This window comes from Streptomyces longispororuber, from assembly GCF_024448165.1.
GTDB classification, from domain to species: domain Bacteria; phylum Actinomycetota; class Actinomycetes; order Streptomycetales; family Streptomycetaceae; genus Streptomyces; species Streptomyces longispororuber_A.
The window spans coordinates 22,950-46,775 of sequence record NZ_JAMOLN010000046.1; the positions used below are offsets into that span (position 1 = coordinate 22,950).

The window sequence follows — 23,826 nt, forward strand, 5'->3', positions numbered from 1 at the left end:
CGCGATATGAGCAGCGAGAACCTCCCCCAGAGCCCTGCGCCGCACGGGCAGAAGCCGCGCGTGGCCGTCGTCTTCGGCGGTCGCAGCTCCGAGCACGGTGTCTCCGTCGTCACGGCGGGCGCCGTGCTCCGCGCCATCGACCGCTCCAAGTACGACGTGCTGCCCATCGGCATCACGCGTGAGGGGCGTTGGGCGCTGACGGCGGACGATCCCGAGCGGATGGCCATCACCGACCGTCAGGTGCCGGACGTCGCCGATCTCGCCGAGTCGCCCGAGGGCGGCGTGGTGCTCCCGGTCGACCCGTCCTCGCGCGAGGTCGTCTACAACGAGCCGGGCTCCGTGCCCAAGGTCCTCGGTGACGTCGACGTCGTCTTCCCCGTGCTGCACGGCCCGTACGGCGAGGACGGCACGATCCAGGGCCTCCTGGACCTGTCCGGGACGCCGTACGTCGGCTGTGGTGTGCTCTCCTCGGCCGTCGGCCAGGACAAGGAGTACATGAAGCGGATCTTCACCTCCTTCGGGCTGAAGGTCGGGCCGTACCTCGTCGTCCGGCCGCGCGAGTGGGAGCAGTCGGCCCCGGACGCGGACGGCGGGAGCAGGCGGGACGTCACCCGTCGGCGCATCGCCGACTTCGTGGGCGAGCACGGCTGGCCGCTGTTCGTGAAGCCCGCCCGCGCGGGCTCCTCGTTCGGCATTACGAAGATCGACTCCTTCGAGGGGCTCGACGAGGCGATGGAGACGGCCCGCTCCTTCGACCCGAAGGTGATCATCGAGGCGGGGATCGTCGGCCGCGAGATCGAGTGCGGTGTCCTGGAGTTCGAGGACGGGCCGCGTGCCTCCGTCCCGGCCGAGATCCCGCCCGTCCAGTCCCACGACTTCTACGACTTCGAGGCCAAGTACATCGATTCGGCCTCCGGGATCGTGCCCGCCCCGCTGACCGACGAGGAGACCGCCGAGGTCCAGCGGCTCGCCGTCGAGGCCTTCGAGGCCGTGGCCTGTGAGGGAATCGTCCGCGCGGACTTCTTCCTCACCGAGGACGGCGAGTTCGTGATCAACGAGATCAACACGCTGCCCGGCTTCACCCCGATCTCCATGTACCCGCGCATGTGGCAGGAGAGCGGCGTCAGCTACCCGGAACTGGTGGACCGCCTGCTGCAGGCCGCCCTGCGCCGCCCGACGGGGCTGCGATAGCCGTCCGGCTCCGGCCCGCCTGACCCGCGCCCGGTCCGGGCAGCGGGCAGGCAGGGCGGGAAACCGCTTGTCAGGAAGCGATCCCTTCGGGGATCGCTTTCTTGATGGCCGGGCCCAGGTCGACCAGGACGCTCGAACTGTCGCGCCCCTTCTCCGCGGCCACCTCGACGTACGCCTCTCGGTTGGCGGTCGTGAAGCGGTACGAATCGTCGTCCTGCTTCTCCATCAGCCAGTCCACCCCGTTGACCCCGCCGGCCACCGCGTCGGGGTCACCGCCCTCGGCGACCTTGGGGTCGATCATCTTGGGGGGTTGCGGGACACCGCAGCGCAGTATGATCGCGTTGCCTCCCCAGCCCGCGGTCAGCTTCGACGAGGGCTCGGGGTCCTTGCGACTGAGTCCGTCCACCTTCGACGGCAGCACCTTGTCCAGGTTCTGGCACAGCTTCGTGACCGTCGTCCCCGGGCTGGGAACCGCAGCCGACGCGCTGCCGTCTGCTGAGGAACAACCCGCGGTGGCGATCAGCAGGGACAGCGCGGACGACCCGATGACGAGTCGGCCAAGGCGGAGCCGGTGACGGAAAGAGTTCACCGGCACAGGGTAGACGGGGGCTACAGGTGGACGACCGGGCAGGTCAGGGTGCGCGTGATGCCGTCCACTTGCTGGACCTTGGCAACCACCATGCGACCGAGCTCGTCGACCGTGTCCGCCTGAGCGCGGACGATCACGTCATAGGGGCCGGTGACATCCTCGGCCTGAATGACTCCTGGAATCTTCCCGATGAGCTCGGCGACAGTCGACGCCTTGCCTACTTCGGTCTGGATCAGGATGTACGCCTGTACCACGGAACCTCCAGGGCGGCCACGAGGATCATGTGGGGAGAAGGGACGCCACGGTATCGCGTCGCCGCTCGTCGCGGGGAGACCCGGGGTGGCTGTGGCGTACTCGCCGTGTATGCGCGGGGAGCGCAAGGCATCGTAGGGGCGGTCCCATGACGGAAGCAGAAGGCACGCCCGTGACACAAACCGTACCCATGACAGAGACGGTCCGCGACCGCGAGCGGACCGTGGCAGAAGGGGCAGTACGCGCATGAAGGGCACCGTCGGAGAGCTGGGGGAGTTCGGGCTCATCCGAGAGCTGACCTCGCGGCTCACCACCACCCCGGCCGTCCGGATCGGCCCCGGCGACGACGCCGCCGTGGTCGCCGCACCGGACCGTAGGGTCGTCGCCAGCACGGACGTCCTGCTGGAGAACAGGCACTTCCGGCGGGACTGGTCCACGGCGTACGACGTCGGACGCAAGGCCGCCGCACAGAACCTCGCGGACATCGCCGCCATGGGCGCCGTGCCGACCGCGCTGCTGCTCGGCCTCGTGGTGCCCGCCGAGCTGCCCGCTTCCTGGCCCTCCGAGCTGATGGACGGGCTGCGCGACGAGTGCCAGGTGGCCGGTGCCGCGGTGGTCGGCGGTGACGTCGTACGCGGCGACACCATCACCATCGCGATCACCGCCCTCGGCGATCTGCGCAACCATGAGCCGGTCACCCGGGCCGGGGCGCAGCCCGGTGACGTCGTGGCCGTGACGGGCTGGCTGGGCTGGTCCGCGGCCGGATACGCGGTGCTCTCCCGGGGCTTCCGCTCACCCCGCGCCTTCGTCGAGGCGCACCGCAGGCCCGAACCGCCGTACCACGCCGGTCCCGCCGCGGCCGGTCTCGGCGCGACCGCCATGTGCGACGTGAGCGACGGCCTCATCGCCGACCTGGGGCACATCGCCGAGGCCAGCAAGGTCCGCATCGACATCAAGTCCGGCAAGGTGGACGTGCCGTCGCAGATGAACGACATCGGCCAGGCCGTCGGCGTCGACCCGCTGCAGTGGGTCCTCACCGGGGGAGAGGACCACGCGATCGTGGCCACCTTCCCGCCGGACGTGAAGCTGCCCGCCCGCTGGAAGGTGATCGGCGAGGTGCTCAATCCGTCGGCCCTGCCCCAGGTCACCGTCGACGGCGCGCCCTGGACCAGCAAGGGCGGCTGGGACCACTTCGGTGACGACTTCCCCGGTGGGGAGATCGAGTCGTGACGGCGCCCGTCGGCGTGGCGCGCACCGCCGGGTCCCCGCCGGTGCGGGTGCTCACCGTGGCCGGGTCCGACTCCGGCGGCGGCGCCGGGATCCAGGCCGACCTGAAGACGATGCTGGCGCTCGGCACCCACGGCATGAGCGTCATCACCGCGGTGACCGCCCAGAACTCCCTCGGAGTGCAAGGAGCGTGGGAACTCCCGGTGGAGGCGGTGCGCGCGCAGTATCGCAGCGTCGTCGACGACATCGGGGTGCAGGCCGTCAAGACGGGGATGCTCGCGTCGCCCGAACTCGTGGAGTGCGTCGCCGAGTTGCTCGCCGGCACCGACGCCCCGGTCGTGGTCGACCCGGTCGGCGTGTCCAAGCACGGCGACTCCCTGCTCGCCGCCTCCGCGCTCGACTCCGTCCGCACCAAGCTGCTGCCGACCGCCACCGTGGCGACCCCGAACCTCGACGAGGTGGCTCAACTCACCGGCATCCAGGTCGAGTCGGAGGACGGGATGCGTCGCGCCGCGGCGGCCGTCCTCGCCTATGGGCCGCGCTGGGTGGTCATCAAGGGTGGGCATCTGTCCTCCTCTGGTGTGGGGGCGTCTTCGGGTGCTGGTGCTGGTGCTGGTGCTGGTGCTGGTGCTGGTGCTGGTGCAGGAGCGGGTGCGGGTGCGGGGTCGGCTTCGGGTGTGGGGCCGGGCTCGGGTGCGGGTTCCGGCTCGGGTGTGGGTTCGGGTGATGCTTCAGGGCTTGGCCCGGGGCGTGTGCGGGCCGGGTCGGCCGACGCCGTCGATCTGCTCACGGACGGCACCGAGGAGTACTGGCTGCGTGCCCCGCGCCACGACAACCGGCACACGCACGGCACGGGTTGCACCCTTGCCTCCGCGATCGCGGCGCAGCTCGCGAAGGGGCAGTCGGTGCCCGAGGCCGTACACGCGGCCAAGGAGTACGTGACCGGGGCGATCGCTGCCGGGTTCGCGCTGGGCGGCGGCATCGGGCCCGTGGATCACGGCTGGCGGTTGACATCGGTGGCGAGTCCGGGCGCGGGTGCGGGGCTGGACGGGAGCAGCGGGGCGGCGGAGAGGGCGTAGTCCTTCAGCGTCAGATTGCTCGCCGCCTTCTCCGTGATCCGCTTGAAGAGGCCCGCGAGGAAGCGCGAGCTGAGCATCCGGTACGCCCGGTCGCGGCTGCGGATCTTCTTCTCGGTGGGCGGGGCCAGGAAGGGGCCGGCGTTCCCGGAGAGCTTCTGGCAGCCCTTCGCGTACTTGGTGATCGCCGCTTCGAAGGCCGCGAACGCCGTGCGGTGGTCGCCGCGGGCCGCGACGAGCTCGCCCGCCAGGACGTACGCCGACACCAGTGCCGTGCCGGTGCCTATGCCGCCCATCGTCGCGCCGTGTCCCGCGTCGCCGAGCAGGATCACCCGGCCCTTGGAGAGCCGGTCTATGTGGATCTGGGCGATGGCGTCGAAGTAGAGGTCGTCCGTCGCGTCGAGCGCGTCGAGGATCTGCCGCACGTGCGGCCACGCCATGTCGCGCAGCTGATCCGCGATGATCCGCTTCTGCTGGGCGGTGTCCCGGCGGTCGTACGTGAGCTGCTCCGACCGGAAGACCACGCCGGCTCCGGCCCGGGCCGGGTCACCGTCATAGTTGTTGATCATGGCGGTGCGGCCGGGCTCGGTGTACAGACGGGCCGTGCGGTCGAGCGCCAGGTGGTTGGGCATGTCGAACCCGGCGACGTAGTAGTCGGTCCGGTGCAGGTACTGCGACTCGTCGCCGAAGACCAGACGGCGGGTGTTCGAGTGCAGGCCGTCGGCGCCGACGACCAGGTCGAACGTGCGGGGCACGCCGTGGTCGAAAGTGACGTCGACGCCCGTGGCCGTCTCGGTGAGGGAGGCGATCGAGTCGCCGAACACGTACTCCACGGCGTCCTTGGTGCGCTCGTACATCAGCACGGCGAGGTCGCCGCGGAAGACTTCGACGTCTCCGCTCATGAGGTGGGCGGGGAGATCGACGCGCTCGCGGTCGTCCGCGTCGACGATGGTTTGGCGGCCCATGTCGGTCTGGATCCGGTGCAGCTCGTCCCAGATGCCCATGCGGGTGAGCACGGTGCGGTGGACGTGACCCCGGAAGTCGACTGCGAAGCCGCCCTCGCGCAGGGTGGCCGCCTTCTCGACGACCGTGACACGGGCGCCCTGCCGGGAGAGCCAGAAGGCGATGGCGGGGCCCGCGATGCTCGCGCCGGAGACGAGGACGTCGAGGTGCGCGAGGGCGTCGGCCGTCAGCGCGGGCTGGGCGGGGGTCGCCGGGCGGCTGCTGTCGGTGGTGGTGACCTGCGGGTTGTTGTTGTCGGTGGTGGTGGTTTGGTGGCCGGCGTTGGTGTGCGTCTGCTTCGTCATGCCAGTGACCTTGCGGCCGACCGCTTACCGTTCGCTGACCGCCCGCTGACCGTGCCTTACCGGCCGCTGACCTTCGGGCTGCGGTGTGCTGACTGTGGGGCCGTGACCTGCTGACTTGCTGGCGGTGGCGTGCTGACTGTGGGGCCGTGACCTGCTGACTTGTTGGCGGTGGCGTGCTGACTGTGGGGCCTGGACTGCTGACCGGCTGGCCGTGACCTGCCGGCCGCCGGGCCCTGACGTGCTGACTGGCCGGGCCCCGACGCGTTGACCGTGAGGCCATGATGCGCACCTCGCTCATCTATCCAGCCATCCACCCACACGCCACGGCCCGCGCAGCCTCACGACCCGTCGACCGCCGCCCCGCGCAGGCGTCCGCCCAGCTCGAAGGCCTTCCGGTACACGTCGGGCGCGAGCAGCGTTCTGATCCGGCGCTCGACCGGGGTGACGTCCGGGTCGTCCACGATCAGCCGGCCGCGCAGGGCCGACGCGGCGCCGAGGAGCGTCGCGGCCTGCTCGGGCCCGTCCGCGCGGGACGCCAACGCCTCGGCCACCTCCGCGAGTTCGAGCCCTTGCGTCCTGCCGTCGGTCGACAAGGTGCGGGCCTGCCGGAACCAGTCGTCGGCCTCGTCCTGACGCCCTTCCGCGAGCGCCGCGCGGCCCAGGCCGAGGAAGATGTGGACCGTCTGGCCCGCGCTGAACCAGGACCCCGCGCTCGTCTCCAGGGCCGTCTCGTAGTGCTCCCGCGCCCGCGTCGTGTCCCCGGCCAGACGGGCCGCGTCGCCCATGCCCCAGTGGGCGCCCGCCACCTTCTCGGGTGCGCCCGCGGTGCGCGCGAGGCCGGCCGCCCGCGCGAAGTCGGCGGCGGCCTCCTCGTACCGGCCGCTGCGCAGCAGGACCACGCCGCGCCGGCACAACAGGTCGGCGGTCTCCTCGGGGGCTGCCAGCTCCCGTGCGTAGCCGAGGGCCTCGTCGATCAGCTCCAGCGCGCGCGTCCGGTCACCACGCCAGTCCGCGAACATGCCCAGCTGGTCGAGGGAGTTGGCCATGCCCCACCGGTCACCCGTCTCCCGGAACCCCTCAAGAGCTTCCGTGAACAGGGCCTCCGACGCGTCGGGCCGCCCGGCGAACTGCTCCTGGAACCCGAGCCCGATGCCGAGCAGCGCCCGGCCCCACGGGTCACTCCCGACCTGTGCGTGCACCCGCTCGTCCCTGGACCGCTCGGGCCCGACGGCGAGGGTCCACAGGACGACGGTGAACGGCAGTCTCAACTGACGGTCGATCGTGGCCAGCACCCGGTCCGCGCGCACGAGCCGTGCCTCGTCGCTCTGGTCCGCGACGGACGCCACGGAGTTGAGCCCGCACAGTGCGTACTCCTCCTCCAGGCCGGGCGGTGGCTCAGGGCCCACCGCGTCGACCAGCTCGCGGGCCAGCGGCACGCGCTCACCGGCGAGGCCGTGCAGCCGCCAGAACCAGGACAGGGCCGCCATCAGGCGCAGTCCGTCGGCCGGTGCGGCCACGACGCAGTGGCGCAGGGCCGCGTCCAGATTGCCGCGCTCCGTGGACAGCCGAGCCAGCCAAGGGAGTTGATCAGCCCCGCGCAGGCGCGGCTCGGCCTCCTCGGCGAGCCGCAGGAAGTACGCGGCGTGCGCGTCCCGAAGCTCCTGGCGGACGGGATCCGTGAGGTGCTCGGCACAGAAGGCGCGGATCGTCTCCAGCATCCCGTAGCGCCCCTCGGAGGCGTCCAGGAACGACTTCTCCGCGAGTGAGGCGAGCAGATCCTCCGGATACGGGATGCCGCACACCGCCTCCACCGCGTCCAGCGTCGCGCCACCGGACCGGCCGCCGCCCGTGAACACCGTCATCCGGCAGGCCAGGTCCCGCTCCTCGTCGTCGAGCAGCTCCCAGCTCCACTCCACGACCGCGCGGAGCGTGCGGTGCCGGGGCGCCTTCGTGCGGTCCCCGCGGGACAGGACCCGGAAGCGGTCGCCGAGCCGCACCGCGAGCTCCTCGACGGTGAGGGTGCGCAGTCGGGCCGCGGCCAGCTCGATCGCGAGCGGCAGCCCGTCCAGGGCCGAGCAGATGTCGTCGATCGCGGCCACGCGCGCGTGCTCCGACGCCTCGAAGTCCGGGCGCACGGCCGCCGCCCGGTCCAGGAAGAGCTGCGCCGCCGGGCCCGCGGCGAGGGGCGGCACCGGACACAGGGCCTCCCCGGTGATGCCGAGCGCCTCGCGGCTCGTCGCCAGGATCCGCAGGCCCGGGCAGGTGCCGAGGAGCACACCGGCGACCTGCGCCGCTCCGTCGACGAGATGCTCACAGTTGTCGAGCACGAGCAGAAGGTCACGGCTCTCCAGTGCGGCGACGAGCCGCTCGGCCGCGTCCTCGCCCTGCGGCCCGCGCAGCCCTTCGCGGACGCCGAGCGCGCCGAGGACGGCGTACGGGATCTGCGCCCCGTCGGCGAGCGGTGCCAGCTCCACGTAACAGACGTCTGCTCGGGAGCGCGCCGCCTCGACCGCGAGCCGCGTCTTGCCCGCGCCGCCCGGCCCGGTCAGCGTCACCAGTCGCGCCCCGCCCAGCAGGGCGTCGATCCTGGCCAGCTCGTCCGCCCGGCCCACGAACCGGGTCAGCTGCGCCGGCACCCCGCGCTGCCGCACGGGCTCCTGTCCCCGCAACAGCTCCAGATGCAGCGCCGACAGCTCCGGGGACGGATCCGCGCCGAGCTCGTCGGCGAGTGTGCGCCGCGCCTCCTCGAAGACCCGCAGTGCCTCGGCGGGCCGCCCCGCGGTGTGCAGCGCGCGCATCAGCAGCCCGTACAGGCGCTCGCCGAGTGGGTGGGCGGCGAGCAGCTCACGGATCTCCGCGACCAGCTCCCTGCCGTCGCCCAGGGCGAGGTCGGCCTCGATCCGGTCCTGCACGGCGCCGAGCCGCAGCTCCTCCAGGCGCGGCAGATCGGCGGGGGCTGGGCCGCGCCACAGCGTGAGGCCCTCGCGCAGCAGCGCCGCCGCCCGCGCGTGCTCGCCGACGGCCAGCGCCTGCCCGCCCTCGCGTGCGACGCGCTCGAAGCGGTGCAGGTCCACGTCGTCCGGATCGATCACCAGCCGGTACCCGGCAGGCCCCGCCTCGATCTCCACGGCCAGGCGCCTGCGCAGCCGCGAGACCTGCGACTGCAGCGCATTGGCCGCGTGGGCCGGGGGATCCTCGCCGTACAGGCCGTCGATCAGACGCTCCACCGAGACGGTCCTGCCGGCGTCCAGGAGCAGCAGCGTCAGCAGGGCGCGCGGCCGCGGCCCCCCGGGGTCCAGGGGGCTGCCGTCAGGGGCCCGCACGTCGAGGGGGCCGAGGATGCCGAACCGCATGCGCTGAGTCTCGCAGTCACCACTGACAGTCGTGCCCGGAGCGCCGGATCCCGTCGGGGAGCGTGATCGAGGACAAGAAAAAACCGGCCCCCGAGGGGACCGGTTCCTTCAAGCAACCAGCGAGGTGGCCGCGCTACGCGTTACGTCAGCGCGAGACCTTGCCGGCCTTGATGCACGAGGTGCAGACGTTGAGCCGCTTCGGCGTCCGACCGACCACTGCACGCACACGCTGGATGTTCGGGTTCCAGCGACGGGACGTACGGCGGTGCGAGTGCGAAATGTTGTTGCCGAAGCCCGGCCCCTTGCCGCAGACGTCGCAGTTGGCAGCCACGGGTCACTCCAAAGACTTCAGATGCACTTACGGTTGATCCCGGCATGCCGGGATCGAGATCAGAGGATCTGAGTGGCGGTGCCAGGGGGTGGCCCGATGAATATCGGGCAACCGGAGCAGCATACAACGGCTGCTTCGGTACAACGAAACTACCATGACTGCCCGGGCCGCTGTCCCGGGGACCGGACCAGGCCCTCTTCCGGACGGCCTCCCTCCGGGGTCTACTCTGCGATGCCAGTCCAGCAGCTCAAGGAGGCGCAGGTGCCGCAGGTGCCGCATGTGCTCGACGTCGTCGCGGTGCGCGCCTGGTGCTCACTCGCCCTGGAGGCGCTCGGGCGGGAGCGCGCGGAGATCGACGCGATCAACGTGTATCCCGTGGCCGACGGGGACACCGGCACCAATCTCTATCTGACCGTCGAGTCGGCGCATCAGGCCGTCGAGGCGGTCTTCGCCGGTCTGGAGGCAGGCCCGGAGCCCGCCGCGCCCGCGCTGCCCGAAGTGATGCGCGCGATGGCGCACGGGGCGCTCATCGGTGCCCGTGGCAACTCCGGGACGATCCTCGCGCAGCTGCTGCGCGGCATGGCCCAGGTGCTGGCCGACGGGCAGGCGCGTGAGGGAGATCACTCCGGCGGGGCCGCCCCGGGGGAGCTGCGGCTCGCGCTGCGGCGGGCCTCGGAGTCCGCGCGGGAGGCCGTCGCCCACCCCGTGGAGGGCACGGTGCTGACGGTCGCCACGGCGGCCGCGGACTCCGCCTCCGGCGTCGACGGCGACTGCGGTGCCGTCGCCCGTGCCGCCTACGAAGGCGCGTGCGCGGCGCTCGACGCGACACCGGGGCAGCTGGCGGTCCTGGGCAGGGCCGGGGTCGTGGACGCGGGCGGACGGGGTCTCGTCGCGGTTCTCGGGGCGCTGAGCGAGGCCGTCTCGGGGGAGAGGGCGCCGGTACGGAGCCGAGTGGACGGCGGGCACGCGCGCGTGGAGGCCACGCCCGGCGACACCGCACTCGAATGCCCCGAAGAGCACGGCGTCGCGGGACCCGCCTTCGAGGTCATCTATCTGCTGGAGGCCGACGACCGGGCCGTGGCCCGGCTGCGGACCAGGCTGGACGCCCTCGGTGACTCCCTGGTCGTCGTCGGCGGGGACGGCCTGTGGAACGTCCACGTGCACGTCGACGACGCCGGTGCGGCCGTGGAGGCGGGTGTCGAGGCGGGCCGCCCCTACCGGATCCGCATCACCCACTTCGGCCTCGGCGACGTGCACGCGGGCCGCGCCTCGGCACCGCCCCGCGAGCGTGCCCAGCGCGCCGTGGTGGCGGTCGTGCCGGGCGACGGGCTCGCCGGTCTCTACGCGGAGGCGGGCGCGACGACCGTGCCCGACCGGCCGGGGGAGCCGCCCGCCAGCGGAGAGCTCGTCGACGCGATCCGCCGTGCCCACGCGCGTGAGGTGGTACTGCTGCCCAACGACGCCGAGCTGCGGCACACCGCGGCGGCCGCCGCCGAGCAGGCCCGCTCCGAGGGCGTCCGGGTCGCCCTGATCCCGACCCGCTCCGCGGTCCAGGGCATCGCCGCGCTCGCCGTCCACGAGCCCGACCGGCGCTTCGACGAGGACGTCGTCGCGATGACCTCGGCCGCGGGCGCGACCCGGTACGCCGAACTGGCCGTCGCCGAGCGGCAGTCCTGGACGATGGCCGGCATCTGTCAGGCCGGTGACGTCCTCGGCCTCATCGACGGCGACGTGGCGGTCATCGGCAGCGAGGTGCCGGCCACCGCCCGCACCGTCCTGGACCGGATGCTCGCGGCGGGCGGCGAACTCGTCACGCTCGTCCTCGGCGAGGACGTCCCCGACGAGGTCGCCGACGGTCTGGAGCAGCACGTCCGCGAGTCCTACCTGGCGGTGGACACCATGGTGTACCGGGGCGGGCGGCAGTCGGCGCTGATGCTCATCGGCGTCGAGTAGCCGCCCGCCACGACCACCGGCCCTACGCGGGCAGTGCGGCGCGCGCGGTCCGCGCCTCGTCCCGCCGCTCGGTGTCCCCGGCCTCACCGAACGCGGCCGCGGCCAGCTCCAGTTGGGCCGCCGTGTCCGTGGCGTCGCCGGCCTCGGTACGCCGGTCCAGGAGCTCCGCGAACTGCCGGTGGGTGTGTCCCAGCTCGGACAGCAGCTCGGCCCGGTCGGCTCCGGCCGTGGCGAGGGCCTCCTCACAGGCCCGAATCGCCGCGGTCATCAGCTCCCGCTCGTCCTGCGCCGACGCCGAGTCGAGCCAGGCACGCGCGCGTAGGCAACGCGCCACGGCATGGACGTGCTCCAAGGAGCCCCACAGCTCGCCCGCGCGCGCGTAGGCGCGATCCGCGTCCTCCGGGCGTCCGGCCCGGTCGAGGGCGTCCGCCGCCAGGTTCGCGAGCATCGCGTGGTCCCGCTGTTCCGGCCAGTGCTGGGCGATCTCCGCCGCCTTCAGCCATGCCTCGGCGGCCTGGAGGTCCTCGCCGAGCGCGCGGGCGCAGTCGCCGAGCCACCACTGGGCCTGCACGATCGCCCCGTCGCCGTGGTCGTCGGAGGTCAGGTCGAGCAGCGCCGACTCCAGGACCTCGGCGGCCTCCGCGGTGCGTTCGGCGCGCAGCAGGTGCCCGCCCAGCTGGAACCGTGCCCAGGCGCCGAGCCCCGCGTTCCCGCCCGACTCGTCCGCCCAGTGAGCGGCCTCCAGGGCATGGTCGGCCGCAGGGCCGAACTGCCCTCCGGCCGCCAGGACTTCGGCCAGCTGGAGGTGCAGCTGCGCGGCACCGGCCGGCTCCAGGTATCCGGCCCCGTGCTCCAGGGCCGCCCGCAACGCCCGCTCGGCGCCCGGCGCGTCCTCCCGGTCACGGGCGAGACCCGCGATCCGGACCTCGCAGTCCACGGCCAGCCAGGGCCGCCCGGCCGCCACATGAGCGGCCGCCGCCCGCTCGTACAGCGCACCGGCCGCCTCCGGGTCCCCGCGATGCACCGCGATGTCCCCGAGCATCGCCCGGGCCGCCGCTGCCTGCGACGCGAGCCGCGGGACGTCAGGGAAGGGCTCGGCGAGCGCCAGGAGCCGGCGGGCGCCGTCCTCCGCCTCACCGATCTCCGCGTCGCCGGAGTGCGCCAGCAGCAGGATGCGCGCGCGGCACGCCAGCACGGCCGCCGCGGGCCTGGCCGTCGTGGCGTCCACGTCCGGCAGCAGCGCGAGCACCTGCTCGTACGGCTCCCGGATCGCGGCGAGCGCCTCGTCCACGTGCCCGGTGAGGGCCTGTGCGTACGCGGCACGCGCGCGTGCCGCCCTGGCCTCGTCCGGATCGCCGGCCGCCTCGTACAGCGCGGCCGCGTGGTCGAACAGTCCCGCGCCGTCGTCGTCCGCGCGCATGGCCTCGTAGTCGGCGATCTCCGCGCGGTCGTGGACGGTGAGTTCGAGGCCCTCCGCCTGTGCGGCCCGGGCCGCCGCCTCCCAGGCGCGGCCCGCGTCCGGGCCGCCCTCCTCCGCGGAGATCCGCCGCGCCTCGGCCACCAGGGACGCCGCGTCCGCGGGCCGCTCCACGGGCGCGGGGGAGACCGGCTTCGCGGGGACGGCCGTCCGCACGACCCGGACGCCCAGCGGCAGCCGCTCCAGCACGGGCCGCTGGTCCATCCGCTCCCGCAGCCGGGCACCCACGTGTGGTGTGCCGTTGCGCTCGTCGAACCGGGCGGCCAGGGCAAGGGCCTCCACGCGCGCGTGCCCGGCCAGCTCGGCCGCCGTCCACGCGCGACCGGTGGGCCCGGGCACGCCCTGCTCGCCCAGACCGAGCTCGACGAGCCGGTCCATGACCAGCGCCGTGACGCCGAGGAAGTCCATCAGGCCGTGCGGGTTGCCGCTGTCGCTGAAGTACGCGGGCCGCTCCGCCAGCAGCTCAAGGGCCCGCGCCTCGTTACCGGTCAGGACGCAGAACTCCACGTGCGAGGCGAAGGCGCCCCGCATGGACTCCATCTGCCGTACGAGGCGGTACCCGCGCAGATGGTTCGCCCGGGCCTCCTCGGGGCGGCCCAGGCGCAGCAGGGGCAGCAGCGACGAGGCGAGCGCCGCGTGCGGCTCGTGGGCGCACGTGAACTCGCCCTCCAGGACCGGCCGCCACAGTTCGAGGGCCCGCTCGTCGTTGCGCAGGTCGGACTGGCGGGCGCCCTGTCCGTTGAGCTCGCAGGCGTGGCAGTCGGCCATGTCGTCACGGTCCGCCGCGAGCCACGCGTCGTACGCGCGCGTGGCCCGCTCCTCGTCGCCCATGTGGTCGGCGACGTAGAACTCGCTCATACGGACGGCACGTTCGGAGTGACCGGCCACCCGGTAGCGGTGCTCCATCTCGCCGAGCCACTTCTCCATGGAGGCGAGCGGGATGTGCGGCTGGTTCAGCATGCCGCCGGACATCCACTTGAAGACCCAGTGCAGCGAGTGCGTCTCGTAGGCGTCGAAGTCCTCCGGGCGCTCGTCCCACATGCGCAGCAGCCGCGCGAAGGGGACGAACATCTTGTCCTTCTCGGAGCTGTAGTTGTACATCTGCAGCTGGTGGCCGAGGGCCTCGATCACGGCGAGCGGGATGCCGAGCCGCTCGGCCTCGACGAGCAGCTGCTCGGCGCGCGCACCGCGCGCGGGCCCCTCGGGCCGCGCGGCGTTCTCCGCCATCGCCCGACGCAGGCCGTCGAAGTCCAGGTCGCTCATCGAAGGTCGTCCTTTCCGGTACCGGGATGCGTGGCCCACTCCAGGAGGCCGATGAACGAACGGTTCAGGAGCGCCGAGTCGGCGGGCCGCAGCGGGCGCTGCGCCATCAGCAGGGCCTGGCCGTACAGGGCCTCGGCCGCCGTGCCGATCAGCTCGGCGTCGGCCAGCGAACTCACTCGCCGGACCAGCGGGTTGAGGTGGTTGAGCACCAGCCGCGCGCGAGGAGCGCTGCCGCGCAGCGAGCCCAGGATCCCCGCCCACAGGTCGTCGGCCTGGCCCTCCGCCTCCGCCCGTGCCTGCTCGTGCCGGGCCGCCCGGTCGTCCAGGTGCAGCGCGGGCACCGTCAGCGGGTGGAAGGCGCGCAGGACGACGTCGCAGCCCAGCGGGTCGAGGCGGGCCCTGGCCGCCGCCAGGAACGCCGACAGGGCCAGCTCCTCCGCCGGGTCGACGGCGTCCAGGTGCGCGGTCACCGTGTCCGCGTCCAGCTCGGCGACGGCCGTGCCGGGCCGCACCGAGGGCAGCGCCTCGACCAGATCGGCGTCATACGTGTAACCGCCGTTGACGACACCGATGCCCTGCGCGGAGGCGATCGGCGCGACCTGCCGGAACTCCTCCACCGTCCGCGTGAAGTGCACCACCGGGTGGCGCTGCGCGAACTCCTCCAGGGAGAGCTGCCCGTCCGTCGTCTCGAACGGCAGCCAGGGAAGCATCGTGCGCAGCATCTCCTTGTCGTGCCGCGCAAGGGACTTGACCCCCAGGTGGTGCACGGACAGGAAGGCCGCGAGCCGCTCGGGATCGCCGGCCGCGAGCGCCGTCAGCCACTCCCGGACCCGCTCGCCCAGCGCCTCCCGTACGGCGGCCAGCGTCTCGTCCTCGTAGAGCGACTCGCGCGACGCCGTGGGGCGCAGGCTGTCCGTGTCGATCACGCAGCGCACGAAGAAGGCCCAGTCGGGCAGGAGCTGCTCGGCCCGCTCGGTGAGCAGCATGCCCTTCAGGTGCACCCGGTGGCCCGCGCGCTGCGCCGGACTGACCGCCTGCGGCAGCACGTGCGCGACACCCCGGATGCCGGCCACCGGCACGTCCAGCTCGATCGAGTCCAGCGGAGTGAAGCCGAACAGGTCGTGGCAGTGGCGGGCGAGTGCCACCCGGCGCGCGGCCGGGCTCGGATGCGCGCGGTCCCAGACGGCCGGAAGGTCCGTCACGGCGGCGTCGCCCACCCGCACGTCGTACGGCAGCAGCGAGCCGAAGTCGCGGGCCAGGGCCAGCACCCGCGGCTCGGCCAGCCAGTCGCCGGCGCCCGCGCGGGCCTCCAGGTGCACGGTCGTGCCCGGTTCGGGGCGGGCCGAGTCCGGGAGCGTACGGACCGTGTACGAGCCGTCGTCGCGGGCCGTCCACTCGACCGGCGGCGCCTCGGGCGTGCGCGCGCTGCGGCTGACGACACGGATCCGCTCCGCGACGACGAAGCAGGCGAGCAGGCCGATGCCGAACTGGCCGAGGAAGTCGGCGCGGGCCGACTCCAGGCCGTCGCCGCGCTTGGAGCTGCGGCCGATCGTCGCGAGGAGGCTGTGCACGTCCGCCTCGGTCAGACCGATGCCGGAGTCCTCGACGCGCAGCGCACCGCCCTCGGCGAACAGGCGCACCGTGGCGGGGGATCCGGGCTCCTCGGCGCGGCGCGCGGTGATGGCGTCCACCGCGTTCTGCAGCAGCTCGCGCAGGTAGACCTTGGGGCTGGAGTACAGGTGGTGGGAGAGCAGATCGACGAGACCGCGCAGGTCGACCTGGAACGTGTGCGGCGCCTGAGCGCGCTGGGCATCGTGAGAAGTCTGGGATTCCATCGTCGCTGCGCCGGTGGGGGGACTGGCGACGGCGCGGGTCGGGCGGCCCCGCGAGGTGACCGCGAAGAGGGCGGAAGGCGGTCATCCTAGGGCCGGGAAGCCGCTGCTGACCAGCAGTTTTCAAGGACCTGCACGGGATTGTTCGGACGGAACCGCGAGGGACCGCGCGTGATTGTCAGTGGCGTGGTGTGCAATGGATCTCGTGCCCGCGCTCGAAGAACCGCTGAAGAAAGCGCTCGGTCCCGCCACCGCGAAGGTGATGGCCGAGCACCTAGGCCTGCACACCGTCGGGGATCTCCTGCACCACTATCCGCGCAGATACGCGGAGCGCGGAGAGCTCACCGCCCTTGCCGAGCTGCCGCTCGACGAGCACGTCACGGTCGTCGCCCAGGTCGCGAGCGCCCGCGTCCTGAGGTTCAACGGCGGCAGTGGCCAGCGCCTCGAAGTCACCATCACCGACGGCAGCGGACAGCTCCAGCTCGTCTTCTTCGGCCGGGGCATCCACAAGCCGCACAAGGACCTGTTGCCGGGCACGCGCGCGATGTTCGCCGGCAAGGTCGGCGTCTTCAACCGCAAGATGCAACTGGCGCATCCCGCCTACCAGTTGCTGCGCGCCGACTCCTCGGAGGAGGCCGCCGAGACCGTCGGCTCCTGGGCCGGGGCCCTCCTGCCGATCTACCCGGCCACCGCCAAGCTGGAGTCCTGGAAGATCGCCAAGGCCGTCGACCTGGTGCTGCCCAGCGCGCAGGACGCCGTCGACCCGCTCCCGGAGTCGCTGCGCGAGGGCCGTGGCCTCGTCCCGCTCACCGAGGCCCTGCTCAAGATCCACCGGCCGCACACCAAGGCCGACATCGCCGACGCGCGGTCCCGGCTGAAGTGGGACGAGGCGTTCGTCCTCCAAGTCGCCCTCGCCAGGCGCCGGTTCGCCGACACCCAGCTCACCGCCGTCGCGCGCGTGCCGCAGCCGGACGGACTGCTCACGGCGTTCGACGCGAAGCTGCCGTTCACCCTCACCGAAGGCCAGCAGAAGGTCTCCAAGGAGATCTTCGACGACCTGGCCACCGAGCACCCGATGCACCGGCTGCTCCAGGGCGAGGTCGGCTCCGGAAAGACGATGGTCGCGCTGCGCGCCATGCTCACCGTCGTCGACGCGGGCGGCCAGGCCGCGATGCTCGCGCCCACCGAGGTCCTCGCCCAGCAGCACCACCGCTCGATCACCGAGATGATGGGCGAGCTGGCCGAGGGCGGCATGCTCGGCGGCGCCGAGCACTCCACGAAGGTCGTGCTGCTCACCGGCTCCATGGGCACGGCCGCCCGCAAGCAGGCCCTGCTCGACATCGTCACCGGCGAGGCCGGCGTCGTCATCGGCACGCACGCGCTGATCGAGGACAAGGTGCAGTTCCACGACCTGGGCCTGGTCGTGGTGGACGAGCAGCACCGGTTCGGCGTGGAGCAGCGCGACGCCCTGCGCTCCAAGGGCAAGCAGCCCCCGCACCTCCTGGTCATGACGGCGACGCCGATCCCGCGCACGGTCGCCATGACGGTCTTCGGCGACCTGGAGACCTCGGTCCTCGACCAGCTCCCGGCCGGCCGCTCGCCGATCGCCAGCCACGTCGTGCCCGCCGCCGACAAGCCGCACTTCCTCGCCCGCGCGTGGGAGCGCGTCAGGGAAGAGGTGGGCAAGGGACACCAGGCGTACGTCGTCTGCCCCCGCATCGGGGACGACGAGGACGACAAGCCCAAGAAGGGCGCCAAGAAGAAGTCCGCCGAGGACGAGGCCGAGAAGCGCCCGCCGCTCGCCGTCCTCGACGTGGCCGACGAGCTGGCGCACGGCCCCCTCCAGGGGCTCAGGGTCGAGGTGCTGCACGGCCGGATGCAGCCCGACGACAAGGACGCCGTGATGCGCCGCTTCGCCGCCGGCGAGACGGACGTCCTGGTCGCGACGACGGTCATCGAGGTCGGGGTGAACGTGCCGAACGCGACGGCGATGGTGATCATGGACGCCGACCGCTTCGGCGTCTCCCAGCTCCACCAGCTGCGCGGCCGCGTCGGCCGCGGCTCGGCGCCGGGCCTGTGTCTGCTGGTCACCGAGATGCCCGAGGCCAGCCCCGCGCGCGCCCGCCTCGGCGCCGTCGCCGCCACGCTCGACGGCTTCGAGCTGTCCCGGATCGACCTGGAGCAGCGCCGCGAGGGCGACGTCCTCGGGCAGGCCCAGTCCGGGGTCCGCTCGTCCCTGCGGATGCTCGCCGTCATCGAGGACGAGGAGATCATCGCCGAGGCGCGCGAGGAGGCGACCAGGGTCGTCGCGGCCGACCCGGACCTGGCGGGCCTGCCCGGTCTGCGGACGGCCCTTGACGCCCTCCTGGACGAGGAGCGTGAGCAGTACCTGGACAAGGGCTGAGACACTGGGCGGGAAAGATCGGGAGCGATCCGGGAGCGGTCCCGGAGTGATCCGCGACGGATCCCGCTCATGCTGAAGGCACGGTGAAGGACTGACATGACCCGCGTGATCGCCGGGCGCGCCGGCGGACGCCGCCTGGCCGTACCGCCGGGCAACGGCACCCGCCCCACCTCCGACCGTGCGCGCGAGGGCCTCTTCTCGACCTGGCAGGCACTGCTCGGCACGCTCGACGGCACCCGCGTCGCCGATCTCTACGCGGGATCGGGGGCCGTCGGCCTGGAGGCCCTCTCGCGCGGCGCCGCGCACGCCCTGCTCGTCGAGGCCGACGCCCGGGCCGCCCGCACCATCCGGGAGAACATCAAGGCGGTCGCCCTGCCCGGCGCGGAGGCACGTACCGGAAAAGCGGAACAAGTCATCTCCGGATCGCCCCCTTCCACCCCGTACGACCTGGTCTTCCTCGACCCTCCGTACGCGGTCTCGGACGACGATCTTCGGGAGATCCTGCTCACACTCCGCACTCAGGGCTGGCTCGCGGACGAAGCGCTCGTCACCGTTGAACGCAGCACCAGAGGCGGCGAATTCCGGTGGCCCGACGGGTTCGAGGGACTGAGGTCCCGGCGTTACGGCGAGGGCACGTTTTGGTACGGTCGCGCCGCCTTGAACACCACCCTCACGTGCGACGACGCACGATGACCGGACCGGAGAGCGAGGGACATCCCGTGCGCCGCGCAGTCTGTCCTGGGTCGTTCGACCCCATCACCAACGGCCACCTCGACATCATCGCCCGAGCCTCCAAGCTGTACGACGTCGTGCACGTCGCGGTGATGATCAATCAGTCCAAGCAGGGCCTGTTCGCGGTCGACGAGCGGATCGAGCTGATCCGTGAGGTCACGGCCGAGTTCGGCAACGTGGAGGTGGAGTCCTTCCACGGCCTCCTCGTCGACTTCTGCAAGCAGCGCGACATCCCGGCCATCGTGAAGGGCCTGCGCGCGGTCAGCGACTTCGACTACGAGCTGCAGATGGCCCAGATGAACAACGGCCTCTCCGGCGTGGAGACGCTCTTCGTCCCCACCAACCCCACGTACAGCTTCCTGTCCTCCTCGCTCGTCAAGGAGGTCGCCGCCTGGGGCGGAGACGTGTCGCACCTGGTCCCGCCGCTGGTGCACCGGGCCCTGACCGAACGCCTCCCCAAGAAGTGACACGCACGCGCCAGTTGGGCATACAGTCGTCCCGTCCGTCTCCAACACCCCTCACATCCCTGTGAGCAGACGAGAGAGTGGCGAGCACACGGTGGACGTGCAGAAGAAGCTCGACGAGATCGTCGCCGCGGTAGGCAACGCCCGGTCCATGCCCATGTCGGCCTCGTGCGTGGTCAACCGCGCCGATCTGCTCGCGATGCTCGACGAGGTGCGCCAGGCACTGCCCGGCTCCCTCGCCCAGGCCCAGGAGCTCATCGGCGGCCGCGAGCAGATGGTCGAGCAGGCCCGCGTCGAGGCCGAGCGGATCATCGAGACCGCGCACGCCGAGCGCGGCACCCTGATCGCCGACACCGAGATCGCCCGCCGCTCCCAGGACGAGGCCGACCGGATCCTGGCCGAGGCCCGCCAGGAGGCCGAGGAGGTCCGCGCCGAGGCCGACGACTACGTCGACTCGAAACTCGCCAACTTCGAGGTCGTCCTCAACAAGACCCTCGGCTCGGTCGGCCGCGGCCGCGAGAAGCTGCTCGGCACCGGCCCCGGCACGGACGAGCAGGGCTACGAGGACGAGGACGCCCCGGAGCGCAGCCACGACCCCGAGACGCTGCGGCGCGACGCCGACGCGTACGTGGACGTCAAGCTCGGCGCCTTCGAGGCGGTGCTCGCCAAGACCCTGGAGGCCGTCGGCAAGGGCCGCCAGAAGCTCCACGGCCGCATCGCCCAGGACGACCTCGGCGCCCTCACGCTGGACGGCGAGGGCGGCACCCAGGCGCACACCAGTGACGCCGACTACCTCGCGGGCCTGGCCGAGATCGGCAACCAGGACCGCCAGGAGCGCCAGGAGCCCGAGGCCCCGCAGATCCCGGCCCAGCAGCCGGCCCCGGCGTACCCGCAGCAGCAGGACCAGTACGGGTACCAGCAGCAGCCCTACGGCCAGCAGGACCCGTACGCCGCGTACCAGCAGGACCCCTACGCGTACCAGCAGCAGCAACAGCAGCAGGACCCGTACGCGGCCTATCAGCAGGATCCGTACGCGTACCAGCAGCAGGTGCAGGTGCAGCAGGAGGCGCAGAGCGGTGCGCTCGACGAGACCAGCCTCTTCGACACCAGCATGATCAACATGGATCAGGTGCGGGAGTACGAGCGGCAGTACGACCAGGGCCGCTGACCGAGTCGCACAGGGTGGCCGGGACCGGATTGGGCCGAGAGCGAAAGGTCCAGTATCCTGGCTCTTCGGTCGCGCGTACACGTGTGATCCGAGCTGCCCGGAAAATCGGGGCAGCGACCTCATGAGCTTCGAAGAACGAAAGCGGGACCAGCCCTGAACACCCACCTCGATCACCGCAACCCGTTCGTGTTCGATACGCACGAGCTGGGTCGGCGTCCTGGTGCCATGCAGCGGCTGTCCCGCACGATCGACGCTCCCAAGGACTTCGGTATCCAGGGAGTCATCGAGGTGCCGGAAGGCGCCCCGGTGGAGCTCGACCTCCGTCTGGAGTCGGTCATGGAAGGGGTGCTTGTCACAGGCACCGCCCGTGCATCGGCGAAGGGGGAGTGCGTAAGGTGTCTGGAGCCGCTCGACCAAGAGGTCGACGCGGACTTCCAGGAGATGTTCTCGTACCCTGACGCCGACGACCGGGGCCGTGTGAAAGCGGAGCCGGCCGACGACGCCGAGGAAGACGAGGACAGGCTCTTTCTCGAGGACGGCATGTTCGACCTCGAGCCTGTGCTGCGTGATGCGGTGGTGCTCGCACTGCCGATGCAGCCGGTGTGCCAGGACGACTGCGAAGGGCTGTGCTCCGAGTGCGGAGTGCGGCTTTCGGACGAGCCGGGCCACCACCACGACGCCGTCGACATCCGTTGGGCGGCACTGCAGGGACTCGCTGGCACCATCCAGGACGGCGAGAAGGACGAGATGAGCGGCGCCGAAGCACAAGCGGGCGTCGACGAGAAGCAGGAGAAGTAGCCGTGGCTGTTCCGAAGCGGAAGATGTCGCGCAGCAACACGCGCCACCGCCGGTCGCAGTGGAAGGCTGCGGTCCCCACCCTGGTTTCGTGTGAGCGTTGCCAGGAGCCCAAGCTGCAGCACATCGCGTGCCCCGCTTGTGGCACCTACAACAAGCGCCAGGTCCTCGAGGTCTGAGCGGCTGGTGAGAGGCTCTATGTCTGACGCCAAGAAAAAGGCGGACACCACAGCCTCGTCCCACACGCTTCTGGAAGGGCGGCTCGGGTATCAACTCGAGTCCGCCCTTCTGGTGCGTGCGCTGACGCATCGCTCGTACGCGTACGAGAACGGTGGTCTGCCCACGAACGAGCGCCTTGAGTTCCTCGGGGACTCCGTGCTCGGCCTCGTGGTCACCGACACCCTGTATCGCACCCACCCCGACCTGCCTGAAGGCCAGCTGGCCAAGTTGCGGGCCGCGGTGGTCAATTCGCGTGCGCTTGCGGAGGTCAGCCGCGGGCTCGACCTGGGTTCCTTCATCCGGCTCGGCCGTGGTGAAGAGGGCACGGGCGGCCGGGACAAGGCGTCCATCCTCGCCGACACCCTCGAAGCGGTGATCGGCGCTGTGTATCTGGACCAGGGTCTGGAAGCGGCGGGCGAGCTCGTCCACCGTCTCTTCGACCCGTTGATCGAGAAGTCCTCGAATCTGGGTGCCGGCCTGGACTGGAAGACCAGTCTCCAGGAGCTCACGGCGACCGAGGGGCTCGGCGTTCCCGAGTACCTGGTCACCGAGACCGGCCCGGACCACGAGAAGACCTTCACTGCTGCCGCCCGCGTCGGAGGCGTCTCGTACGGCACCGGCACCGGCCGCAGCAAGAAGGAAGCGGAGCAGCAGGCCGCCGAGTCCGCGTGGCGTGCGATTCGCGCCGCCGCGGACGAGCGGGCCAAGGCTGCCGCGTCCGAAGGGGCCGCGGCCTCTGAAGGGGCGGCCGCCGACACCGCCTCCGGCGCGTAGGCGCTGCGCTTCCTCAGCCGCCCGTTCCCCTCGGTTCGCCAAGGGGAACGGGCGGCTTTTCGTGCGGTTCCCCGTGCCCCTTCGGGGCGCGGTAGGGTCGCTGCACCGCTGTCATCAGCCCCTTGTCCGGAGGAACCCCGTGCCCGAGCTGCCCGAAGTCGAGGTCGTACGGCGCGGGCTCGCGCGGTGGGTGGCCCACCGGACCGTCGCCGACGCCGAAGTGCTGCACCCGCGGGCCGTGCGTCGGCACATCGCGGGGGGCGAGGACTTCGCGTACCGCCTCAAGGGGCAGCGGATCGGCGAGCCGAGCCGTCGCGGCAAGTACCTGTGGCTGCCGCTCGAGACGACGCACGTGTCCGTCCTCGCGCACCTGGGCATGAGCGGCCAGTTGCTGGTCCAGCCGCACGACGCCCCGGACGAGAAGCACCTGCGCATCCGCGTCCGGTTCGCGGACGACCTCGGCACGGAGCTCCGCTTCGTGGACCAGCGCACCTTCGGCGGGCTCTCGCTGCACGAGACCGCGGAGAACAGTGCGGACGGTCTGCCGGACGTCATCGCGCACATCGCGCGCGACCCGCTCGATCCGCTCTTCGACGACGCGGCCTTCCACACGGCCCTGCGCGGCAAGCGCACCACCATCAAGCGCGCCCTGCTCGACCAGTCCCTCATCAGCGGCGTCGGCAACATCTACGCCGACGAGGCACTGTGGCGCGCGAAGCTGCACTACGAGCGGCCCACCGCGACCCTCACCCGCCCGCGCACGGCCGAACTTCTGGGCCACGTGCGCGACGTGATGAACGCGGCGCTCGCGGTTGGCGGGACAAGCTTCGACGCGCTCTACGTCAACGTGAACGGGGAGTCCGGGTACTTCGACCGGTCGCTCGACGCGTACGGGCGGGAGGGCGAGCCCTGCCGCCGGTGTGCCACACCGATGCGGCGGCGCCCCTGGATGAACCGGTCGAGCTACTACTGCCCGCGCTGTCAGCGCGTTCCGCGCGTCTCGTCGTAGCGTCCGCGCGCCACCAGCACGTCGTCCATCCGCCCCTCCACGAAGTGGATGAGGGCGAGGAGGCGCTCGGCCACGTCCCGGCCGAGCGGCGTCAGTTCGTAGTCCACGCGCGGCGGGTTCGTCGGCTGCGCCTCGCGGTGCACCAGCCCGTCACGCTCCAGTGCGTGCAGGGTCTGGGACAGCATCTTCTCGCTCACGCCGTCGACGCGGCGGCGCAGCTCGTTGAAGCGGAGCGAGCCCTCGTGCAGCGCCCCGAGCGTGAGCGCGCCCCAGCGTCCCGTGACGTGCTCCAGGGTGCCGCGGGACGGGCACGCCTTGGAGAACACGTCGTACGGAAGGCCGGCGGCGACGGCGCTGTCGGTCCCGGTCGTGGTCATATGCCGAGCATACTCCCGCGCAGCGCGAACCCC

At 72.1% G+C, this 23,826-nt stretch carries 20 protein-coding genes; 12 read left to right on the plus strand and 8 right to left on the minus strand.

All coding sequences use genetic code 11. The annotated features are described in order from the left end of the window. Positions 1-6: 6 nt before the first annotated feature. Entirely contained in the window at positions 7-1,191 is a 1,185-nt protein-coding gene (locus M4J07_RS15810) for a D-alanine--D-alanine ligase family protein (RefSeq protein ID WP_255972282.1), read from the plus strand. Positions 1,192-1,261: 70 nt separating this feature from the next. On the opposite strand, the gene M4J07_RS15815 is transcribed toward M4J07_RS15810, so the two are convergent. Further along, on the minus strand, positions 1,262-1,780 hold the full coding sequence (locus M4J07_RS15815) for a DUF3515 domain-containing protein (protein WP_255972284.1): 519 nt from the start codon (positions 1,778-1,780) through the stop codon (positions 1,262-1,264). A gap of 20 nt (positions 1,781-1,800) precedes the next feature. After that, a complete protein-coding gene (locus tag M4J07_RS15820) occupies positions 1,801-2,034 on the minus strand; it encodes an Lrp/AsnC family transcriptional regulator (RefSeq protein ID WP_016642988.1) in 234 nt (77 codons plus the stop codon). A gap of 244 nt (positions 2,035-2,278) precedes the next feature. On the opposite strand from M4J07_RS15820, the gene M4J07_RS15825 reads away from it, so the two are divergent. Further along, positions 2,279-3,262 (plus strand): thiamine-phosphate kinase, encoded by a 984-nt coding sequence (locus tag M4J07_RS15825; RefSeq protein WP_255972288.1) that lies wholly within the window; start codon positions 2,279-2,281, stop codon positions 3,260-3,262. After that, a complete protein-coding gene (gene thiD / locus M4J07_RS15830) occupies positions 3,259-4,338 on the plus strand; it encodes a bifunctional hydroxymethylpyrimidine kinase/phosphomethylpyrimidine kinase (protein WP_255972290.1) in 1,080 nt (359 codons plus the stop codon). The genes M4J07_RS15825 and thiD overlap by 4 nt, the downstream gene beginning before the upstream one ends. Here thiD and M4J07_RS15835 read toward each other — a convergent pair. The 3 genes from M4J07_RS15835 to rpmB all read right to left on the minus strand — a co-directional run bounded on the left by M4J07_RS15835 (position 4,254) and on the right by rpmB (position 9,326). After that, positions 4,254-5,642, minus strand: coding sequence for an FAD-dependent monooxygenase (locus M4J07_RS15835; protein ID WP_255972292.1), 1,389 nt, complete (start codon positions 5,640-5,642; stop codon positions 4,254-4,256). The genes thiD and M4J07_RS15835 overlap by 85 nt on opposite strands. Before the next feature lie 338 nt (positions 5,643-5,980). After that, positions 5,981-8,995: a BTAD domain-containing putative transcriptional regulator gene (locus M4J07_RS15840; protein WP_255972294.1), complete on the minus strand. Its 3,015-nt coding sequence runs from the start codon at positions 8,993-8,995 to the stop codon at positions 5,981-5,983. A 145-nt stretch (positions 8,996-9,140) separates the two neighbouring features. Further along, positions 9,141-9,326 (minus strand): 50S ribosomal protein L28, encoded by a 186-nt coding sequence (gene rpmB / locus M4J07_RS15845; RefSeq protein WP_003957616.1) that lies wholly within the window; start codon positions 9,324-9,326, stop codon positions 9,141-9,143. Positions 9,327-9,557: 231 nt separating this feature from the next. On the opposite strand from rpmB, the gene M4J07_RS15850 reads away from it, so the two are divergent. After that, complete coding sequence (locus M4J07_RS15850; RefSeq protein ID WP_255972297.1) at positions 9,558-11,279, plus strand: DAK2 domain-containing protein; 1,722 nt, start codon at positions 9,558-9,560, stop codon at positions 11,277-11,279. Between the two features lie 22 nt (positions 11,280-11,301). Here M4J07_RS15850 and M4J07_RS15855 read toward each other — a convergent pair whose 3' ends face one another. Together M4J07_RS15855 and M4J07_RS15860 are read right to left on the minus strand one after the other, a co-directional pair. Continuing rightward, entirely contained in the window at positions 11,302-14,019 is a 2,718-nt protein-coding gene (locus M4J07_RS15855) for a tetratricopeptide repeat protein (protein ID WP_255972298.1), read from the minus strand. Next, positions 14,016-15,854: an HSP90 family protein gene (locus M4J07_RS15860; protein ID WP_255972300.1), complete on the minus strand. Its 1,839-nt coding sequence runs from the start codon at positions 15,852-15,854 to the stop codon at positions 14,016-14,018. Before M4J07_RS15860 ends, M4J07_RS15855 begins: the two co-directional genes overlap by 4 nt. A gap of 193 nt (positions 15,855-16,047) precedes the next feature. On the opposite strand from M4J07_RS15860, the gene recG reads away from it, so the two are divergent. The 8 genes from recG (at position 16,048) to mutM (ending at position 23,416) form a co-directional block, all read left to right on the plus strand. Next, a complete protein-coding gene (gene recG, locus M4J07_RS15865; RefSeq protein ID WP_255972302.1) occupies positions 16,048-18,255 on the plus strand; it encodes an ATP-dependent DNA helicase RecG in 2,208 nt (735 codons plus the stop codon). A gap of 96 nt (positions 18,256-18,351) precedes the next feature. Beyond that, positions 18,352-18,948: a 16S rRNA (guanine(966)-N(2))-methyltransferase RsmD gene (gene rsmD, locus M4J07_RS15870; RefSeq protein ID WP_255972303.1), complete on the plus strand. Its 597-nt coding sequence runs from the start codon at positions 18,352-18,354 to the stop codon at positions 18,946-18,948. Positions 18,949-18,974: 26 nt separating this feature from the next. Further along, positions 18,975-19,454: a pantetheine-phosphate adenylyltransferase gene (coaD, locus tag M4J07_RS15875; protein WP_255972305.1), complete on the plus strand. Its 480-nt coding sequence runs from the start codon at positions 18,975-18,977 to the stop codon at positions 19,452-19,454. 91 nt (positions 19,455-19,545) lie between these two features. After that, positions 19,546-20,619: an ATP synthase F0 subunit B gene (locus M4J07_RS15880; RefSeq protein ID WP_255972327.1), complete on the plus strand. Its 1,074-nt coding sequence runs from the start codon at positions 19,546-19,548 to the stop codon at positions 20,617-20,619. Between the two features lie 153 nt (positions 20,620-20,772). Beyond that, positions 20,773-21,417, plus strand: coding sequence for a YceD family protein (locus M4J07_RS15885; protein ID WP_255972329.1), 645 nt, complete (start codon positions 20,773-20,775; stop codon positions 21,415-21,417). A 2-nt stretch (positions 21,418-21,419) separates the two neighbouring features. After that, a complete protein-coding gene (gene rpmF, locus M4J07_RS15890) occupies positions 21,420-21,593 on the plus strand; it encodes a 50S ribosomal protein L32 (protein ID WP_030361955.1) in 174 nt (57 codons plus the stop codon). A 19-nt stretch (positions 21,594-21,612) separates the two neighbouring features. Beyond that, complete coding sequence (gene rnc, locus M4J07_RS15895; RefSeq protein WP_255972307.1) at positions 21,613-22,407, plus strand: ribonuclease III; 795 nt, start codon at positions 21,613-21,615, stop codon at positions 22,405-22,407. A gap of 139 nt (positions 22,408-22,546) precedes the next feature. After that, the gene (mutM, locus tag M4J07_RS15900; RefSeq protein WP_255972309.1) at positions 22,547-23,416 is read left to right on the plus strand and encodes a bifunctional DNA-formamidopyrimidine glycosylase/DNA-(apurinic or apyrimidinic site) lyase; all 870 of its coding nucleotides are present in this window, start codon (positions 22,547-22,549) and stop codon (positions 23,414-23,416) included. Here the strand turns inward: mutM and M4J07_RS15905 are convergent. Then, positions 23,389-23,793 carry a winged helix-turn-helix transcriptional regulator gene (locus M4J07_RS15905; RefSeq protein ID WP_255972310.1) on the minus strand — a complete coding sequence of 135 codons (405 nt, stop codon included), beginning with the start codon at positions 23,791-23,793 and terminating at the stop codon, positions 23,389-23,391. The two genes, mutM and M4J07_RS15905, sit on opposite strands and share 28 nt — an antisense overlap. Positions 23,794-23,826 lie beyond the last annotated feature (33 nt).

What these genes read in the sequence shown, in the direction of transcription:
- recG (WP_255972302.1), top strand. Translation starts at nt 16,048, where the DNA reads ATGGATCTCGTGCCCGCGCTCGAAGAACCGCTGAAGAAAGCGCTCGGT.
- M4J07_RS15840 (WP_255972294.1), bottom strand. Translation starts at nt 8,995, where the DNA reads ATGCGGTTCGGCATCCTCGGCCCCCTCGACGTGCGGGCCCCTGACGGC.
- rsmD (WP_255972303.1), top strand. Translation starts at nt 18,352, where the DNA reads ATGACCCGCGTGATCGCCGGGCGCGCCGGCGGACGCCGCCTGGCCGTA.
- M4J07_RS15860 (WP_255972300.1), bottom strand. Translation starts at nt 15,854, where the DNA reads ATGGAATCCCAGACTTCTCACGATGCCCAGCGCGCTCAGGCGCCGCAC.
- M4J07_RS15835 (WP_255972292.1), bottom strand. Translation starts at nt 5,642, where the DNA reads ATGACGAAGCAGACGCACACCAACGCCGGCCACCAAACCACCACCACC.
- M4J07_RS15825 (WP_255972288.1), top strand. Translation starts at nt 2,279, where the DNA reads ATGAAGGGCACCGTCGGAGAGCTGGGGGAGTTCGGGCTCATCCGAGAG.
- rnc (WP_255972307.1), top strand. Translation starts at nt 21,613, where the DNA reads ATGTCTGACGCCAAGAAAAAGGCGGACACCACAGCCTCGTCCCACACG.
- M4J07_RS15850 (WP_255972297.1), top strand. Translation starts at nt 9,558, where the DNA reads ATGCCAGTCCAGCAGCTCAAGGAGGCGCAGGTGCCGCAGGTGCCGCAT.
- M4J07_RS15855 (WP_255972298.1), bottom strand. Translation starts at nt 14,019, where the DNA reads ATGAGCGACCTGGACTTCGACGGCCTGCGTCGGGCGATGGCGGAGAAC.
- M4J07_RS15810 (WP_255972282.1), top strand. Translation starts at nt 7, where the DNA reads ATGAGCAGCGAGAACCTCCCCCAGAGCCCTGCGCCGCACGGGCAGAAG.
- M4J07_RS15905 (WP_255972310.1), bottom strand. Translation starts at nt 23,793, where the DNA reads ATGACCACGACCGGGACCGACAGCGCCGTCGCCGCCGGCCTTCCGTAC.